At 61.7% G+C, this 16,646-nt stretch carries 13 protein-coding genes and 1 pseudogene; 7 read left to right on the forward strand and 7 right to left on the reverse strand.

Annotation, left to right across the window (positions count from 1 at the left end; genetic code table 11):
* Positions 1-29 precede the first annotated feature (29 nt).
* From Q8Z05_RS21480 to mobF, 3 genes and pseudogenes are all read right to left on the reverse strand, one after another.
* Positions 30-479, reverse strand: a pseudogene (locus Q8Z05_RS21480) (cutinase family protein); the annotation flags it as partial.
* Positions 480-1,084: 605 nt separating this feature from the next.
* A complete protein-coding gene (locus tag Q8Z05_RS16415) occupies positions 1,085-1,609 on the reverse strand; it encodes a hypothetical protein (protein WP_305940642.1) in 525 nt (174 codons plus the stop codon).
* A gap of 20 nt (positions 1,610-1,629) precedes the next feature.
* Positions 1,630-5,202, reverse strand: a complete 3,573-nt coding sequence (gene mobF, locus Q8Z05_RS16420) for a MobF family relaxase (RefSeq protein WP_305940643.1) — start codon at positions 5,200-5,202, stop codon at positions 1,630-1,632.
* Between the two features lie 134 nt (positions 5,203-5,336).
* Between mobF and Q8Z05_RS16425 the strand changes: the two genes are divergently transcribed.
* The 7 genes from Q8Z05_RS16425 (at position 5,337) to Q8Z05_RS16455 (ending at position 12,072) form a co-directional block, all read left to right on the forward strand.
* Positions 5,337-5,546, forward strand: coding sequence for a hypothetical protein (locus Q8Z05_RS16425; protein ID WP_305940644.1), 210 nt, complete (start codon positions 5,337-5,339; stop codon positions 5,544-5,546).
* 1,624 nt (positions 5,547-7,170) lie between these two features.
* Complete coding sequence (locus Q8Z05_RS16430; RefSeq protein ID WP_305940645.1) at positions 7,171-8,061, forward strand: hypothetical protein; 891 nt, start codon at positions 7,171-7,173, stop codon at positions 8,059-8,061.
* Positions 8,062-8,350: 289 nt separating this feature from the next.
* On the forward strand, positions 8,351-8,737 hold the full coding sequence (locus Q8Z05_RS16435) for a TetR/AcrR family transcriptional regulator C-terminal domain-containing protein (protein ID WP_305940646.1): 387 nt from the start codon (positions 8,351-8,353) through the stop codon (positions 8,735-8,737).
* A 195-nt stretch (positions 8,738-8,932) separates the two neighbouring features.
* Positions 8,933-9,421 (forward strand): hypothetical protein, encoded by a 489-nt coding sequence (locus Q8Z05_RS16440; protein ID WP_305940647.1) that lies wholly within the window; start codon positions 8,933-8,935, stop codon positions 9,419-9,421.
* Positions 9,418-10,449: a hypothetical protein gene (locus Q8Z05_RS16445; RefSeq protein WP_305940648.1), complete on the forward strand. Its 1,032-nt coding sequence runs from the start codon at positions 9,418-9,420 to the stop codon at positions 10,447-10,449. Before Q8Z05_RS16440 ends, Q8Z05_RS16445 begins: the two co-directional genes overlap by 4 nt.
* The gene (locus tag Q8Z05_RS16450) at positions 10,446-10,895 is read left to right on the forward strand and encodes a hypothetical protein (protein WP_305940649.1); all 450 of its coding nucleotides are present in this window, start codon (positions 10,446-10,448) and stop codon (positions 10,893-10,895) included. The genes Q8Z05_RS16445 and Q8Z05_RS16450 overlap by 4 nt, the downstream gene beginning before the upstream one ends.
* Entirely contained in the window at positions 10,888-12,072 is a 1,185-nt protein-coding gene (locus Q8Z05_RS16455) for an alpha/beta hydrolase (protein ID WP_305940650.1), read from the forward strand. Before Q8Z05_RS16450 ends, Q8Z05_RS16455 begins: the two co-directional genes overlap by 8 nt.
* 8 nt (positions 12,073-12,080) lie before the next feature.
* Here Q8Z05_RS16455 and Q8Z05_RS16460 read toward each other — a convergent pair whose 3' ends face one another.
* The 4 genes from Q8Z05_RS16460 to Q8Z05_RS16475 all read right to left on the reverse strand — a co-directional run bounded on the left by Q8Z05_RS16460 (position 12,081) and on the right by Q8Z05_RS16475 (position 16,625).
* On the reverse strand, positions 12,081-13,112 hold the full coding sequence (locus tag Q8Z05_RS16460) for a DUF4192 domain-containing protein (protein WP_305940651.1): 1,032 nt from the start codon (positions 13,110-13,112) through the stop codon (positions 12,081-12,083).
* A gap of 773 nt (positions 13,113-13,885) precedes the next feature.
* The gene (locus tag Q8Z05_RS16465) at positions 13,886-14,857 is read right to left on the reverse strand and encodes a glycoside hydrolase family 43 protein (RefSeq protein WP_305940652.1); all 972 of its coding nucleotides are present in this window, start codon (positions 14,855-14,857) and stop codon (positions 13,886-13,888) included.
* On the reverse strand, positions 14,854-15,672 hold the full coding sequence (locus tag Q8Z05_RS16470; RefSeq protein WP_305940653.1) for a carbohydrate ABC transporter permease: 819 nt from the start codon (positions 15,670-15,672) through the stop codon (positions 14,854-14,856). The genes Q8Z05_RS16465 and Q8Z05_RS16470 overlap by 4 nt, the downstream gene beginning before the upstream one ends.
* A complete protein-coding gene (locus tag Q8Z05_RS16475; RefSeq protein ID WP_305940654.1) occupies positions 15,669-16,625 on the reverse strand; it encodes a carbohydrate ABC transporter permease in 957 nt (318 codons plus the stop codon). The genes Q8Z05_RS16470 and Q8Z05_RS16475 overlap by 4 nt, the downstream gene beginning before the upstream one ends.
* Positions 16,626-16,646: the final 21 nt, after the last annotated feature.

Here is a 16,646-nt window from a genome sequence, read left to right on the forward strand (position 1 = left end):
GTTTGCCAGAGGTAGCTTATGGAAACGCGTCAGTACTCGCGAGGCGTTTCCAGGCGGCCGTCTCTACTAGACCACGTGCAGCCCAGCAAGGTTCGATAGAACTCCCGGTATTGAGTCCTGGCCCAGCCGCGTTGCGCGTATCTGTTATGAGCACAAAGGGGGGCTCTTCGTCGTGGGATAGCACGGTGCGGAGAATATAGATTGAAATTACAAATCGGATCGCCATATGTGCAGTGGTCCTGGAACCGCTGACTCCAAGCCCCTTGGATCTTTGAACACTTGTCGCCGTACAGGGCTATATCTATGCCTTCGAACCCCGGCGTGTAGTTACCCCTGTTAATCGAGGAGTCCTTTGGATTGAAAAGTGGATCGCCGAAGAGGACAACCGACGCGACCAATGATTTCTGCTGGGGTTTGAGATGGGCGAACACCGTTCGAAGGACCTCAGCGCCCTGCGAGTAGCCACCGAGAATAACGTATTTGTTCTTGCACGCCTTCCAATAGTCTGTAAGCGCGGCTTCTAGGGATACAACGCGCCGGTCTGGACGCTATCGACGTAGTCGGCTGCGTATCTCGCTGCTTCCTTAGCGACGAGATGGACCGACAGGTATAGCACGATACTCAATTGGATCTGATTTGAGGCTAGGCACCGCAGCTGTCGAGGCATCTTTAAGAGGCAAGATCGTATGCCCGTAGCCCTCACCGTCACTCTTGGTTTCACCGGACCCCGAACGCCAAAGACTTCGCAGTTCCACATGAGGATGTCCCAGTCGGCCCCGTGAGATATGCCTGCACGGTCAGTAGCGCATCGTACGCCTCAACGGCTCGGACCAAAGGGGGGACAAGGTTTCGCGCTTATTGGTCATGCTTCCCGAAGTCGTCGCGCCCTGAAAGTGCATCCAAAACAGTTTCGGCTGTCCTCCTAAAAAGGATGGCTCACGAAGTGGTCATGGTCCGCAATCTCCAAAAAGCAAGCGCCCGGGTTTGGCCAAAACAATCCTCGTTGTTGCCGTCCTTTAATTTGGATTCATCGAGAGCGGCCGGATCTTCGTCGACGGGCGCTTCCAACCCGCCTTGACGTTGATCAAGCCTCGCTGCCCGGGGCCCAGGCGAGGCAACCGGAAGCCCGTATGTAGTAAGTTGCCGGCCATGGCGCTCCAGGCCTGACTTGTGCAGGATCCGGTGAGATAAGCAGTATCGATCCGGGCCATATCGCTTCCGGCAGGGCTTCGATCCATGCAGGCTGAACGTGGTCGAAGCGGTTCCATTTGATGGTGATCCACGAGCCTGTGGGCTCAAGGGCATCGACGCTTACAACTGTGACCTCTGCCGTCGTGCCGCTGCTTCGCTTCATGTCGTTGAAGCGACGCCACTTATCGGTGGCGCCAGACATCCATAAACGCCGCCGGCGTGCACGGATCAACCAGACCGCCCCGGCGACTGCGGCCGCGAAGAGTGCCATGGCAGCGGTTAATATCAAGGGCAAGTTAGCCGGCCCACTGGCGGCCGCGGTCCCGACGAGATAGACGACGCACACAGCGATTGCCACGCTGCTCAGAATCAAAGCAGGTGTTGCAAGCTTCGGCTTCAGGACTGGGTTCGCATCCATGGATTACCTTCCCGACCAGTTTAGAGTTGCCAGCCGACATTGATAAGGCGGTCTTCCCAGGTCTTCGGGTCATCAGTCCATCTCGGAGAGTCCACAGGGCTGGGGGAGGCGACGCCTGCGTGCTCAACGAGTCGATCGATGTTGACAAGCTGTTCCCTTTGCTCCCACTCATCAGCCGCAGGAACTGGCCCTAAGGGAAGCGGCGAATCGCCTACGCCCCACCTGTCCCTATAGATGGCAATTCGGCGAAGCACACTAGTTGCTTCCTCGGTGGTGACGAATGGTCCCAATGCCTCAAGGAGGTTCCGTTTCCACTCGGCGTCACCCACCATCGCGGCCATGGTGACGTGGTCCATCCTCTGCCGCATCCGCTCCCGTACCTGAGCGATCATGTTGGCAAGGTCGGGACGAACGGTGCGGAGTTCCTCGGTCAAGGGATCAATTCCTGCGGCGGGCAGGGCGGACAGGAACTGCCGGAGCCGGGAGTGGACGACTGCCGCTGTGTCCCGAGCGGATGCGCTTGGTTCCAGCGCGGCGGCGACAACCCGTTGCGTGCTCGGTCGGCTTACTCCAACTGATCTGCGCCACGCAGCTACAGTTGCGCCCCACGAGGGCGATTGCTGAAGTTCGGAGGCCATGCCCAACGAGTGCGCCTCGAGGAACTCCCTCAAATCCTCAGCCGCCGCCAGCTGTGCGAGGTAGTCATACTCGGCACTGAGCCGCTCCAAGCTGTCCGTTTTCGACTGCTCGGCATCACGGACTTCGTGGGCCGTTCGTTCGGCGCCATTGGCGGCAAGGACCTCGCCCAGGATCTGCCGCCACGAGGCTTGCATGGCGGGATCCATAGGCTCGTCATCCAAGGGATCATTCTCGCTAACGTACGCGTGGTTCCCTGCGCGTCCTCGCGTCATGCTCACGTACAACAGCTCACGAGTGAGCCGGCCTTGTGTCACCACGGTGTGGCCGGTGTCCACGGTGATGCCCTGCGAGCGGTGGGCCGTCGTCGCATATCCCAGCTCAACGGAAGCCTCAACGTAGTCCCGGCTCAAGCTAATCGTTGTGCCGGTGTCCCGGCGAACCGCGGTCAGCGAGCCGTCGCGCCTGCCTGTATGGACGACGTCGAGCATGGTTCCGTTCCGGATGAAGTCACCGCTGCTATCGGTTATGGCCCGGTCATTCTGGCGGGCAATGACAGTGTCGCCAGTGCCGGCATGAAGTCCGCCGCTGAGTGGTACCGAGTCTTCCGCATCCACGGCACCTTGGACCACGCGATCGGCCTGGGCGCGCTGGTTGAGCATGCCAACCGTGTCATTGTCCGCTGCGATGAGAATGGACGACTTGCCGCCGTGTATGTCGGTCTGCCATCTGAGGTACGCCTGGTCGACCATGTCGAGATGCACCCCGTGTTGAATGCGCCGGTGGCTGTCGTAGTCAGCAATGGCACCGAAGTCCCCGGCACGAAGCTTCAGCGAGGCGCCTTGCTCCCATGCCTCCTTGAACCGCCAAATCGTGCTCAGCCGCACTGTTTTGCCTTGCCGGTCCAGCCAGCCAAGGACACCCCCTGCGTCAATGGCGTCCAATTGCCCCGGGTCACCCACCAAGAGCACCTTGGCCCCGGCATCCCGCGCCTGCTGTACCAGCGCAGACAGCTGCAGGGTGGACACCATGGAGGCCTCGTCGACGACCACCAGCTGGTTCGGATGAAAACGCCACCTGTCCTGTTCGGCAGCAAGCCGGGTGGCTCTTTGGGCGAGGAGAGTAGTGAGCGGTCCCATGACGGTCACCTGGTTGGCGAGCCGCTGTTCGGTGTCGAAGAACTGTGCGGCCCGTTTGCCGGCGCCCTGACCGACAGATTCGTAGAGCCACTTAGCGACGTTCTCCGTAGTCAGCGCAAGCTCCCGCCCAAGGACCTCGGCGCTCGCGGCCGCCGGCGCCAAACCGACCACGGTACCGGCACCAAAAGCCGCTTCCCAGGCAGCCTTGACCGCGCCGAGGGTAGTCGTCTTACCGGTTCCGGCAGGACCGACGACGGCGTCGAGCCGATGCCCGCTGAGCAGAACGGTGGCTGCTGCCGCCCGTTGGTCGGAGTGCAGATCGAGCCGACCACCGTGTTTGTAGCTGGCCAGCGATTCCATAGCGACGACCGCGCCCACCGCCGGGCCGCCGTCGTCGTTCCTTGCTCCCAGCACGATGTCCTCATTGGTGAGAGTGGCATTGTCCGTGTAGAGACGGGAGCCGTGGAAATCGAAGATGCTGCGGCCTGCGAAGCGGAGATCGGCCTGAGCCTCCGCAGGGAGGGCGTACCGGTACTCATTGAGTGGGACGGACTGGGCTTCGGCGGCCGTGGCTACGATGTCAATCATGGTGTGACGGTCCGCCGGTGTGTGGCAGCGGATTTCGGCGCAGACACGTTCGGCTTCCGCTAAGAGGTTCCACCGATTCCAAGTGGCACGCTTCGCGGCGACGCGCTCGCGGGTCAGGGAGCCCACCGCATCCACCCAGTCTGGTTTGAAGTCGCAGGCCCGGAACGGAGTTCTGTGGGAGCGTCGAATAGTGTTGGCGAGCACTTCTCGGGATTCGAAGCCCTTGGCGGCCGCCCGTGCGCGCCACTGGGCGGAGAGCTGGCGCAGAGGGATGGCTGTTTCCGGTTTGGCGGTCCGGGTGGAAAGTGTTGCCTGCTGGCGGAGCTTGATGGTGGTTGTCGCGGTTGGGGGAGTGCCGTGACTGGCGGTCCATTGGGCCACCAGCCGGTCGGTTTCGAGATCGATGAGACGCGATCGGTTGGAGAATTCGCGGATCAGCGTATCGTCGACGCCGGCTAGTTGCTGGCTGGGGTTGTGGGTGTTCGCGGCCGGCACTCGGACATCGGTATGGGTGCCGAGGTTACGGTGGAGGGCGTCGAAGAGGAGACCGTTGTAGTGCTCGCTGGCAGCTACCGCAGCCTTGTACAAAGTCCGCGAGTCGAGCGTGACCCACGCGCCGTCAGTGATGCGCTGGATGCGGTTGGCTATGACCATGTGCGTATGGAGCTGCGGATCCCCGGCTCGCGACTCCCAGTGGTCGAAGGCAGCAGCGATAGCTCCACGTGTGCCGAGGTGGGCGACACCGTTGCGGCCGGCCCTCGTGTGGATGACGTAAGTTTCGAGCCACTCAAGGGTGGCTTTGACCGCCTGGTGATGGGTCTCGAGGATTTGGTCTTGGAGTGTGCGGGGGCTCAGCGCCCAGAGGACGGAGACGGATTTGGGGACGCTGAAAGTCAGGTCAAAGCCGACGACGGCGTGCCGCGTCGCTGTGCGGCCCTGACTGTTTTGCATGATGGTGGGTTGGCCGTGGGGGCGGCCGAGAGTTGCGCCGGAGTCCGGGTGGGTGGCGTGATCGAAGATCGCTTTGGCGTCCGGTTCCGTGACGACGTCTCCGGTGGTCCGGTTGATTCCTCGCAGGCCGGAGCCGAGCCAGCGCCCCTGCGGTGTTCCGGCTTTCATGTAGTACGTGGTGGCGTCGGCGGGGGTGATTGTCAGATCGTCCATCATGGTGGTCTTAAAGAGATACTTCAGGCCCGACTGAGCGGAGAGCCGGGCGATGGACATGGTCATTGGCTTTGGGTTTCTGGGTCCCGTTTGGTGGCCGTCCAGCCTCGGCGGCGGAAGAGTGCCTTGGTGCTGTTGGGGAGCTCGACGCCGGTGGCATGGCAGACAGCCAGTAGCCTGCCGGCGAGGTGGACCAGGTCGTGGGAATCGGTCTGCTGGATATTTTGGAGTCGTGCCAGGTCGGCACGGAGGTCCCGGACGACGTCACGCTGCTCGGCGTTCTCGGCTTCCAGCCGGTCGATGTCTACAGCTTGAGCCCGGAGTTGGTTGCGGAGGGATTCTTGGCGTTGCCTGCTGCCGGCGAGAGCGGCAGCCAGCTTGGCCCGCGATTTAGAGTGAGTGCCCTCTAGGCCCGGCCCTGCATGGGTGTCCCGGAATTGAACGACCGAGGCAGGTTGCAGGCGTAACGCTGGGACTGGGTGCCGCCGTCGTCGATCGCGTTGTCTGTTGGCGCAGCGCGTGGAACAGAAGCGCTGAGAGGAGCGCAACGGCGCGAAGCTGTCGCCACATTCACCGCAAGTCTTCCCGCTCACGTTGGTTCATCTTTGAAAGCTCCGGTTACGACATGACTTGCCGTGAGTCCGCGCTCACGGTGAATGCCTTGGATGCCAGAGGTGTGAGGGGGTGAGGTTGGGGATCAGATTAGCGGCGGGTGACGATTGGCTGTCGGCGACGGCCGCAGAGAGTCCTCGAGGGAGAGCTATGCTCGCATGGCAGCGATCGGCGCCTGATCCGAGCTAAGGAAGAGTAAGGCCTTCGCGGCGTTTGGCACCAATGAACAGAGGACGAAAACCGCGAAAGCCAGGGGACGGCTCGGCGGCCGTCCGTTGATAATGACGGCCTCGAAACTTGCGGCGGCCAAAGACTTGCGGCGGCAGGGAAAGGAACTGCAGGATATCGTGGAGATTCTCAGCGTGAGCATGTCCACCCTCAGCGGGGCCCTCGGGCCGCGAACGGGCCAGCCGACGCCGGAGTCCCAGGCCCTCGTTCAGAACGTTTCGTAAGCCAGTTCCGCAGGCGGCAGTGCGACGGCGGTTTTGGAACAACCTATGAGACACGAAGATTACGCCGAGCTCCCAGGCTCAGTTGTCAGTTTCAGAAGTCGTCTGCACAAATTTCACTATTCGCCTGCACAGCCGGTTGACGGCAGAAAAGCCCAGGCAGACACACGCTAGCGGACCCGCCGCCGAAACTCAGCGTCTGGGTTACAGGATCGTAGGAATATTCGTCGTCGAGCTGCTTCGCCGCGGACAGGTATTTGACCTTTGGTGCGCCCTGCCGGCAAGGACGGATTTTGCTCTTTTATCAGCGAAGGCTTGTCCATAAGTGTGGAGCCATAGCACTTCTTGCCGAAGTTCCACGCTCTGCCGCCAAAGTTCGGGATCCTTGGTCAACGGTACGCACACCATGGGGTGTGCAGCTCTTGCGCGAAAGTCGCAGTGTGTTAGCACTGTGCGTGACCGTGCATGCGACGTACGCCATGAGGTCTTCAACCCCAGGCCGTAAGAGAGCGCTTCCAGAAGACCCTGAGTTGTGTTCCCGTTGATCTCACCGGAGTCCTTTCGACTGTCGGCGCAGGCATACTCCTTACCCTTCTCGGGACCTTCCTCTCCTTCGCCCGCGGAGGTCATCCAGCCAGCAGCTACGACCAAAAAGGCATTAAAGCTTGGGAAGCCTGGGAGTGCACCGCAGCGATAAGTGGATACGCCGTCGCACTCGTCCTCGTCCTACCCGGTTAAACCAAAACAACCGGGACGGGAGCCTCCACCATGGATAGGGCCAAAAGGACCGTTGACACCACCCAGGGTCGGGTCCAAACTCGTAACCACCCGCCAGCGCAGGCGGGCGAGTTGCGCCCTTGGCAGCTGGGCAGCCAAGACGTCCCGGGTAAGCAAAAAGACCCGCACCAAAAGCTGGCGGCCCACCAGCCGCGAGCAACCACCCTGACGAGCGTCGCACCCTCAAAGGAACACCATGCGAACCCCAGCACGCCTCATCGCCGCAGCAGTCACCCTCCTCGCCGCCCAGACCATCGCAGCACCAGCCCAGGCCCACCTCACCGACCCTCCCCACGGTGAATGGATGGCCGGTTTCGGGATCAACGAAGTGACCCCCATCTACGCCCCCGGCACGTCCTTCCAAACGAACCCCTACGTTGGTAGCTACAACGCGTCCGAACCATTCACCGGCACCAGAGAAGCGCCCCGCACCTACGACTTCACCTTCCCCGCGGGGTTCACCATCACCTACACCGACTACTTCACAAGCCAAGGCCCAGGAGAATGCACCGTCACCGGGACCACCGTTCACTGCGAAAGCGGGAACGACACCATCACCTCAACAAACGACGACGTCATCACCCTCGCCGGAACCACAGGACAAGTTCCCGACGGGACCTACCAAATCACCTCGACCGGCACCATCACCGTGAACTCGCCAACCACAGGAGAAGCGCCCAAGACCTACACCGACACAGGTTCGACGTACCTGGAAATTCGGGCGCAACGCACAACCGACCTCTCCACTACCGGGCCCGGCCCCACCCCGCCGGTCAACGCCGGAGTGGCAACCAAGATCAACCTGCACGTCAGGAACAACGGCCCAGCAACAGCACGAGACGTGTTCTTCTCCGCACGCCCGGAACTGGGAACCATCAGCACCAGCACCAGCGGCTGCAGCACATCGTCGCGGAGCATCACCTGCCAATGGGCAACCCTCGCCCCAGGCGAAATGAAAACCATTGAAGTGCTCATCACGCCTGATCAGCCCAAAGACCAAATGATCCTCAGAGGATCAGTCAGTAGCTTCGAGAACGACCCCAGACCGGACAACGACTCCTGGCAGGTCGCCATCAAGACCAAATGACCCACGAGGGGGACGGACAAGGGCCGCTACCCAGGTAGCGGCGGCCCACCCCCGCCTACACAATCTGCCGCCCGGGCCTGTACCGGGCGGCATGGTGAACCTATCCTGATGGCCATGGGAGACCCAGTGCCCGAGAGGCAGCCTCCTGCTGCGACGCACGGGCATTACGACCCGAGAAAAGCAGCGGCGAACTACGCGCCGATCGTTGCGTCGTTCGGGCCCTGGCAGCCGCGGCGAAGGCCAGGAGTTGCGGGAACGACTCACCGCACATCCAAGCGCGGTCAATCTGATGATTGGCGGGCCGATGAACGGCCCGCACGCACTCGCCCTGAACGAACGCCTCATGGGGATACTCGTGGATACCGGCCTCACGCCAACGGACGCCGGCAAAGCGGCCTATCTGCTAATCGTCTACGTCTTCGGCTCGATAGCACTGGAAGTCGCGGACTCAGGAGAAACACACCGGTTGCCTCCGGAAGCAGAGCGGATAGCCGCACGGCGGGCAGGATTTTCCGCCATCCCGGCCGAAACCCACCCGCTATCCGCCGCCGCAGCCGGCACTATGGCTGGCTACATATCCACCGAGCAATACATGTGGGGACTCCGCAAAGTGCTCGACGGCATCACGGCAGCGCCCATTTCAGAGGCAGACACATCCAGGGCACTTACCAGCTAACCGCGCGGTCCAGGGGGCTCTCGACTGGAGTTCTTGAAACGAAGGATTCTTTTGGCTGGGTGGCCGGCTCTGGACATGTCCAGAGCACGGGCGTTCAATGGAACTGAGGCGTCTCTTGATGGTCCAGGACGAGCGGACCGATAAATCAGATGGCGACCGTGCGGCATAAGTCGGCGGCCGCAGGATGGGGTTCCGATGGACGGCACAGCTTCTGCCAAATATTCGCCGGCGCGATGCGCTGCAGCAGGCTTCTTGGCACTCAATCTGCCGAGCCGCCTTTCGTTGGAGCGGCTGATATCGATCGTTGAGACCCTCCGGCATCGCCGGATTGAGGTCGATGTTTCCGAGTCCCTGAACGGAGGATCGGTCTGCGGTTTGTGGCTGTCCACGGACAGCACGGAGATAATCCTGCACGCGCCGACGCCGTCGGCACTGCATCGCCAGCAGTTCATCCTTCACGAACTGGGCCATATGGTGCTCCGTCATGATGAGCTGGTGGTGTCCTCAAACTATGCGGAGACGCTGTTTCCGAACCTGTCTGGGGAGAAGGTGTCGCGGATCCTGGGGCGAAGTGACTTCCTGGACCATATCGAGGCCGCTGCCGAAACCTTGGCGGATCTCTTTGCCGCTGCCATCCGGGACAGCAGCCTCGAGCCGCGGTCGTTTGAACGGATTTTCGGATGATTCAGGACATTTCAGCAGCCGTGATCTGGTGTCTGGCGTTGTGCCTGCTGCCCGATCTGAAGCGACGCAAAGACCAGAGCATCCTGGTGGCGGCCGTAACCATCGCCACTGCACTCACGCTCAACCTTGACCGAATCTACATTGCGGGGGACCAGCTTCTCGGGAACCGCAATCTCCTGGACCTCATAGCCAATATCTTCATGGTTGTCGGTATCTACTTTCTGTCCCGTGCGATCCTGCGCGCCGCCGACGTCCGCGAGACGGTGGACATTCCCACTAGAGCAGGGCTTTCGGTGCTCGGGATCGTCGTTGCCGCCTTGATTGTCAGCTTCAGTCTGGTTGATGCTCCGCGGACTTCGACTTCCTTTATGAGGGATTTTGGAAGCCAGTGGCCGGCGGCCGTGTACTCGAGTGTTCAGTTCCTCTACATCGGCGCGGTGGTGGCCATCACCGGCTATACCTGTTTCAGGTTCCGCGGCGAGATGGCAAAGCCGTACTTTCGCGTCGCCTTCGTGTTCATCGGCCTCGGTTGCGCATTGGCTGTGCTGTTGGTTCTTGCCGTGCTGGGAATGGACGTTCTTCATCTCATGGGGCAGCTTGATGCCATGGCGCGTCTCTCCTACATCTATGACGCCGCGTTGGTGGGTGCCATGGTTTTCCTCTGCGTTGGCCTGGCCTTGCCGCCCGTCGCACGCCGGTTAGAGCGTAGGTCTGATGCCCGGGCCGCAGCAGTTCTTGTCGAACGACTGGCTGGGCCCTGGGACCGAATCACGTCTGAGCGATCCGAGATCCGACTAGATTTGGCGCCAACTGCGACCGACCGCCACGATGCACCAAAGCGCCGACTGCATCGGATGTTGGTGGAGATCCAGGACGCACTGTTCGTGGACCCGCACCTTGCCCAATTACTGAGTCAGGATGATTTGAATGTACTCAGAGAAGCGGAGCAGCATCTGGGAGCCCGGTTGGCAGGATCCGTACATCGACGGCCAGGGTTGTTGTCACGGAAAGGGGACACGACTCCGTGACCGACAGCGACGGTGGGATCCCCGAACAGCCGCAGGCGAAACTCGCGCGGAAATTAAATCTCCTCCTGGATCTTTTTGAGGCCCAGGGGTCATCGCCCCTGACCTATCCGCAGATAAGCAAGCACATGGCAGACCGCGGAACGCCGTTATCTCGCTCCCGGTGGGCCTACATGCGTGCAGGCGATAGTTCCATGGCGACGGACCCGCAGCTTTTGAAGAACCTCGCCGAATTCTTCGGCGTTGACCCCGGATACCTTTTGGACGACGACGGCGAGGTCCCCGACCTGGTGGACGCGCAGCTCGAACTACTGCGCACACTGCGCGAAAACCGGGTAAGAAACTTTGCTGCCAGACAACTGAAGGGGATTTCTCCGGAGACCCTGCTGCGCCTCCGCAAAGTCATCGACGAACGGCTGAAAGCTCCCGAGGACGACGCCGATGCGTAGGGCCGCTGCAAATGTGGCCATTGGTTGCGGCGTTGCCGGCACGGCCGCCTTCCTTGCAGCGGCCTATTTTGCTAGGGAAGTTGTGGTGCCCAAGCCTGGGCGGAAGGAAGATCTCCAAATCCGTCGTGTGTTCCACGACGCCGACGAAACGTTGATGGTGGAGTTGGCTGCGTCGGCCCGGACGACGGCACCGGGCCGTTACAGCATTTGGTTTGCCAACGGCACAGGGCATGCCTGTATCGGAGAGGTCGTCGCCTCTGACGATGCGGCCAGGACGGTAACCCGCCGCGTTGAACGGGTTGACTCCGGCGATCTCGTGACTGCCAAGGCTGGCATTTGGAGCGGGTACGTCTATGCGACGCCGGAACCGTTGGGGCTGCCATACTCCGACGTTCAGATTCCGGTCGAGAACGGCATGGCGCCCGCCTGGAAGTTCCCACCGACGCAGCCGTCCGGAGACTCTTCCACTTGGGCCATCCATATCCATGGCTTGGGCGGTTCGAAAGCCGGCGCACTCCGCGGCGTGCCGGTTGCGGACCGACTGGGATACACGTCCCTGGTTGTTTCATTCCGGAACGACCGGGATGCGCCTGCATCCGCGGACGGTCGGTATCACCTGGGGCAGACCGAATGGCACGACGTTGAAGCTGCGGTTTCGTATGCCGTGGGGCAAGGTGCACGCCAGATAGTGCTTTTCGGCTGGTCGCTCGGAGCCTCCATCGCGCTTCAGCTGGCGGCATCGTCGGAGTTTCGAGACCGCATCTCCCGCTTGGTTCTCAATGCCCCCGTTGTTGACTGGAGCAGCACGCTGCTGGCCAACGCCCGGTCCGGTGGACTTCCCGGTTGGGTTGCGCGGCTTGGACTGCAGATGCTGAGTTCATCCAGGATGCGTTGGATCCCGGGCTTGGATGCTCCGTTGAGCTTTCCTACCCTGGACTTCCTGGCCCGGGCGGACGAACTCAGAGTTCCCATTCTTGTCATCCACAATGATGGGGACCGTTCGACACCCTTTGCGATTTCTCGCGAGTTCGTGAGCCGGCGCCACGAGCTGGCAACTTTAGTCACCTTCCCGTCTGCGGAGCACACGCAGGAGTGGAATTCGGACCCGGACGGGTGGGACGCGGCGGTGGAGAACTGGCTCCGGAACGGCCCGCCGTCGTCGCCCCTATCCGTATAACTGCTCGGCTACGAGGCTTCGAGGCCCCAGGGCCGGAAGGCCCGGTCTTTGTCCATGTTCCAGCCGGCGACCATTCCGGAGCCGATCATGAGGTCGCTGAGCCTGGCCAAGCGGTAGGCGGGGTCTGCTTCGAGGGCGAGTTGTAGGAACTGGTGGGCTTTGCTGCCTCGGCCTTCCCACCAGTTGACGAAGGCGATGGCGGTGAGGATGGGGGCTGAGTGTTTGGTGCTGCTGTGCGTGTAGGCGTGGAGCAGTAGCTGCTGTGCCCATTCGACGCGCGACCACTGGGGCCCGCCGTGTGTTTGTGCCAGGAGCACCCGGTCCATGGGTTCGTCGATTCCCGGGATATCGGCCATGAGTTGGTCTCGGATGGCGGGGGCTTGGAAGTTCGCAATCAGGCTGATGGTCTGATCGTCGTCCGGGTAGGAGATCGCGTCGAGCATGCCGTCCCAGAGCGTCCTGGCTTGTTCGAGCGCCTCGCCCGGGTTCATCCGGTGGATTTCTTTCACTCGGTCGTCGACGGCGTCCGCTGTGCGGGCTTCTTTTGTCGAGGCCGGCAGGGTGATGTGGTTTGTCGGTGCGATGGTGCTGCCGCGGTAGACGAATTCGGCGTTGATCTGGCTGGACTGGGTCGCTTTCAGCGGTAGTGTCAGTCCGTCGTGGGGGTCGCCGTCGTACGGGGAGACGGTGTTGTCTCCGACGAGGAGCCCGTCGCGGATGGTCATTCCGCGTTCGGCCAGCGCGCATGTCAGTGCTGCGATGGTTGCTGCGTGCGGTTTGGGTTGCCCGGGTTTTGGGGGTTCGGAGGTGTAGACGGCGAAGAGCACGCTGGCGGCGTTGGTGTCGTGGGCGAGGTAGTCGGCCACTGTGCGTGCGTACCGGAGTCCGCCGTCGCGGGTGGGGAGGTCGACTCTGAGTGTTGCGCCGACGCGGTTGGCGTCCAGGGTGATGCACACGAGGCTTTCGTGCGGCCAGAACCCGAGGGTGTGCCCTACGAAACTGAGGACGTCGGCCGGGGTTTTGATGGTGAGCGGTTCCATGTTCCTTCTCCTTCAGCGGCTGGCGGGCACCGGGTGTGTCTGTCAGATTTGTGGGTCGTTCTGGTACATGGAGTCACCGCTGGGTTTGAGGGTCCGGAGTGCAACTTGGGGGACCGGGAGCGGTTCAAAGTTTCGCGAGGAAATAAGCGACGGAGGAGCGCCGAACGAAACTTTGGATCGAGTCCGGCGCGTAGCGCCCTGGTTGCGCGGAGGACCCGCCCAGCGATGATGAGGATCAGAATGACAAACAGCGAAGTTGCTTCTGGTGGTTCATGGAGGCGGGGGAGCGGGGCGGCATGACGCTGACGAATCTTGTGGGGTTCGTCTGGATTTATTGGGTTAGGCGTGCGCCGGATTGGCTTGCGAGGGCAACTGCGGCATGTTCGACGACGCGCTTGTCTGTGACCGCAGGAGCACCGCGCAGCTCCCGCATCTCTCCTGAATTGCTACTCGGCGACATAGGAAAGACCTGCAATCTGCCTGTACGGATTGGCACGCCGAAGCCGAATGGAACAGTCGAACTCCGGACGAAGCACATATACGAAACGCTCTTATCCTGTCAGGTGTTGCGTTGCCGCCAGTGACGAGTCAGGTGTCAGGTTGTGGTCCAGGAGTTTGTCTACCCCTCGTCAGAAAAGAAGAATCTGACCCTATTTAGACGCCCCTGGCCACCTGCCTGACGTCAGGCTGGGGTGTGCCTCAATTCGACAGTCTCGGATGGCGGGTTTCGGGATTCAGGTCAGATACGAGACTGAGCGGTCCGTTGGAGTTGCCTACCTGTCCGCGAGGCGTTCGAGCTGTGTATATTCCTCGGCGGTGAGGGCGAGCATGGAGCCGTGGCTTGCACCTGGGGGCATGACCGCTGCAACCGGGGTCCAGGTGGCCGATGCGAGTGAGTCGCAGGTGAAGGCGGTGTACCGGCGTAGGCCGAATTCGTCGATGAACAGGAACCATGAGTCGGGTCCCGGTCCGCGGATGATAATGGGACCCTCGCCGTGTACGAGTCCGTTTTTACCGATTCCGGTGGCGATGACGGAGTAGTGCGCGCTGTCCAGACTGTTCGAGCGCTCGGCGGTTATGAACTTGGCGTCCGGGGAGGAGGAATCGGCGGAGAGCTCGTCTTTGCTGAAACGATAAAAGTGGCCGTCTGCTTCGACGACGGTGGAGTCAATGACCGACCAGCCACGATCGATCCAGACGCGCGCAGGAGTAAAAGTTCGAAAGTCGGTGGTGTTGGAGCAGAAAATCCGGTGGTAAGCGCGCGCGGCCGGGTCGGCGGAACGCGGCTGAAGCGTGGAGGCCCAGTACAGCAGGTAGGTCCCGCTTGCGGCATCGTAGGCCGCTTCGGGCGCCCAAGCATTTCCCGCATCCGGCGGGGCGACTTTCACTAGCCTCGGACCGGCCCATGACACCAGATCAGTGCTTTCCCAGATTACGATCGATCGGCTGCCTTCCCGGATGCAGTCCTCCCATGCGGTCGCCGGGTTCCTCCTGGCGATGCAGAGGTCCGTGGCCAGGAGGTAGAAACGGGCGGTCTCACGGGGCAGGCCGGCCGCGCGGAGCAGGAAGGGGTCCCTAACGCCCTGCTCTCCCACGCTGGAGTGCAGGACCGGGCGGCCGCCGTTGAGGGCCTTCCATTCCAGTGGATTGCGGCCGGCGCTCAGGGCGAAACGTACTTGTTCCCCGTCGGCCTCGGTAGCGGAGGTGAAGTAGGCGAAGAGGTAGCCGGCCGGGTGTTCGGTCATCCCTTGACGCTTCCGCTGACGAGTCCACTGACGATGTGCCGCTGCATGAAGATAAAGAACACCACCATTGGGATCAGGACGATGACGGTCAGGGTCATGAAGGACGGCCAGTCGGTGGTGAACTGCCCCACAGCGGAATAGACCTGCAGGACCAGTGTTTGTTTCTCTTCCGAACTGATGAACACGTTCGGGGTGATGAAGTCATTCCAGACCCACATGGTCTGGAACACCCCGACAGTGACCAGGATGGGCCGGATGAGGGGCAGGACAATCATCCAGTAGATGCGGAAGGGCCCGGCCCCGTCAATTCTGGCGGCCTCGAGGACCTCTGCCGGGATGGTCCGCATGTAACCGAGGATCAGGTAGTAGCAGAAAATGGACCCGCAGGTGTAGATCACGATCAGCCCTTCGAGGGAGTCCACCAGGCGTACCCCGACGAGCATGCGGTAGAGGGGGACGAGGGTGGCCTGTCCCGGGATGATGAAGGCTGCGACGAGGACTGCTCCGATGATTTGGGAGACGCGGCTCCGGCCGGTGATTTGGCCGAATGCGGCGAGTGACCCGATGGCGAGCATCAGGAAGATGGAGATGGCCGTGACGTACACCGTGTTCATCAGGCTTTGGAGGATCTGGGTGCCTTCGAAGACCTTGATGTAGTTGTCCAGGACCCAGGTTGTGGGAAGCGCGAGCGGGCTGTTGGTGGTTTCCTGCTGGGTTTTGAACGTGTTGACGACGATGTAGTAGAAGGGGACGCTCATGAGGCCGGCGAGCGTGATCATGAGGACGGACGTCAGGGCGTGCCGGGTCTTGGTCATGAGTATTTCCTTTGGAGTGCGTTCGAGAGGGCCATCTGGCCCAGCACGACGAGGCCGACGACGATAAGGAAGAGGACGGCGAGGGCCGATGCAGCCCCGACGCGTGACTGGGCGATGCCGTCCTCGATCAGGGACTGGGTGAGGGTCCTGGTGGAGAAGCCGGGGCCGCCGCGGGTGAGGGTGAACGGCAGATCGAAGACTTTCAGGCCGTTGGTCATTAGCAGCAGCTGGCTGACAGCCATGGCCGGGATGAGCAGGGGAAGGGTGATGTAGCGGAAGCTCTGCCAGCTGGTGGCGCCGTCGATCTTGGAGACTTCGTAGTAGTCGGCGGGGATCGCCTGCAGGTACGCCAGATACAGCACCGCGTGCCAGCCCGTCAGCGCCCAAATGGTGACGGCCACCGTGGAGAGCTGGGCGAGCGTGCTATCGGAGAGCCACGGGATGGGACCGAGTCCGGTGAGCGAGCGGATGATGCTGTTCAGGACGCCGGAGCCGAGGGGATTGAGGATGAAGCCCCACACCAGGCCCAGGATGGCGACGCTGGGAACGGCGGGGAAGAAAAATGCCGAGCGGACGAGGTTGCGACCGAAGAACTTCCGGTTCAGGGTCAGCGCCAGGGGGATGGCCGTCACCGTGACCAGAATGGTGGTGGAGACCGCGTAGAAGATGGTGTAGCCGAGCGCCGAGAGCATCGACGGGTCCTTGAAGAGCTCGGTGTAGTTGTCAAAGCCAACGAACTCGGGGTTGCTGACGTAGCCGTCGAAGTCGGTAAAGCTGTAGTACAGCGACTGGGACATCGGAATCACGTAGAGCGCCACGAAGACCACTGCGATGGGGGCCATGAAGACCCACGAGGTGACGGAGAGCCGGTGCGGCCGCTTCCTGGGCAGTGTCCTGATGCTGCTCTGTTGCTGCTGCAGTGGCTGCAGTTCGGGGGTTGTGGAGAGTGCCAAGGTAAAGCTGCCTTTCTGGGG

Origin of the sequence: Arthrobacter oryzae, assembly GCF_030718995.1 — a bacterium.
GTDB classification, from domain to species: Bacteria; Actinomycetota; Actinomycetes; order Actinomycetales; family Micrococcaceae; genus Arthrobacter; species Arthrobacter oryzae_C.

What these genes read in the sequence shown, in the direction of transcription:
- Q8Z05_RS16445 (WP_305940648.1), top strand. Translation starts at nt 9,418, where the DNA reads ATGATTCAGGACATTTCAGCAGCCGTGATCTGGTGTCTGGCGTTGTGC.
- Q8Z05_RS16415 (WP_305940642.1), bottom strand. Translation starts at nt 1,609, where the DNA reads ATGGATGCGAACCCAGTCCTGAAGCCGAAGCTTGCAACACCTGCTTTG.
- Q8Z05_RS16455 (WP_305940650.1), top strand. Translation starts at nt 10,888, where the DNA reads ATGCGTAGGGCCGCTGCAAATGTGGCCATTGGTTGCGGCGTTGCCGGC.
- Q8Z05_RS16460 (WP_305940651.1), bottom strand. Translation starts at nt 13,112, where the DNA reads ATGGAACCGCTCACCATCAAAACCCCGGCCGACGTCCTCAGTTTCGTA.
- mobF (WP_305940643.1), bottom strand. Translation starts at nt 5,202, where the DNA reads ATGACCATGTCCATCGCCCGGCTCTCCGCTCAGTCGGGCCTGAAGTAT.
- Q8Z05_RS16440 (WP_305940647.1), top strand. Translation starts at nt 8,933, where the DNA reads ATGGACGGCACAGCTTCTGCCAAATATTCGCCGGCGCGATGCGCTGCA.
- Q8Z05_RS16465 (WP_305940652.1), bottom strand. Translation starts at nt 14,857, where the DNA reads ATGACCGAACACCCGGCCGGCTACCTCTTCGCCTACTTCACCTCCGCT.
- Q8Z05_RS16435 (WP_305940646.1), top strand. Translation starts at nt 8,351, where the DNA reads ATGATTGGCGGGCCGATGAACGGCCCGCACGCACTCGCCCTGAACGAA.
- Q8Z05_RS16470 (WP_305940653.1), bottom strand. Translation starts at nt 15,672, where the DNA reads ATGACCAAGACCCGGCACGCCCTGACGTCCGTCCTCATGATCACGCTC.
- Q8Z05_RS16430 (WP_305940645.1), top strand. Translation starts at nt 7,171, where the DNA reads ATGCGAACCCCAGCACGCCTCATCGCCGCAGCAGTCACCCTCCTCGCC.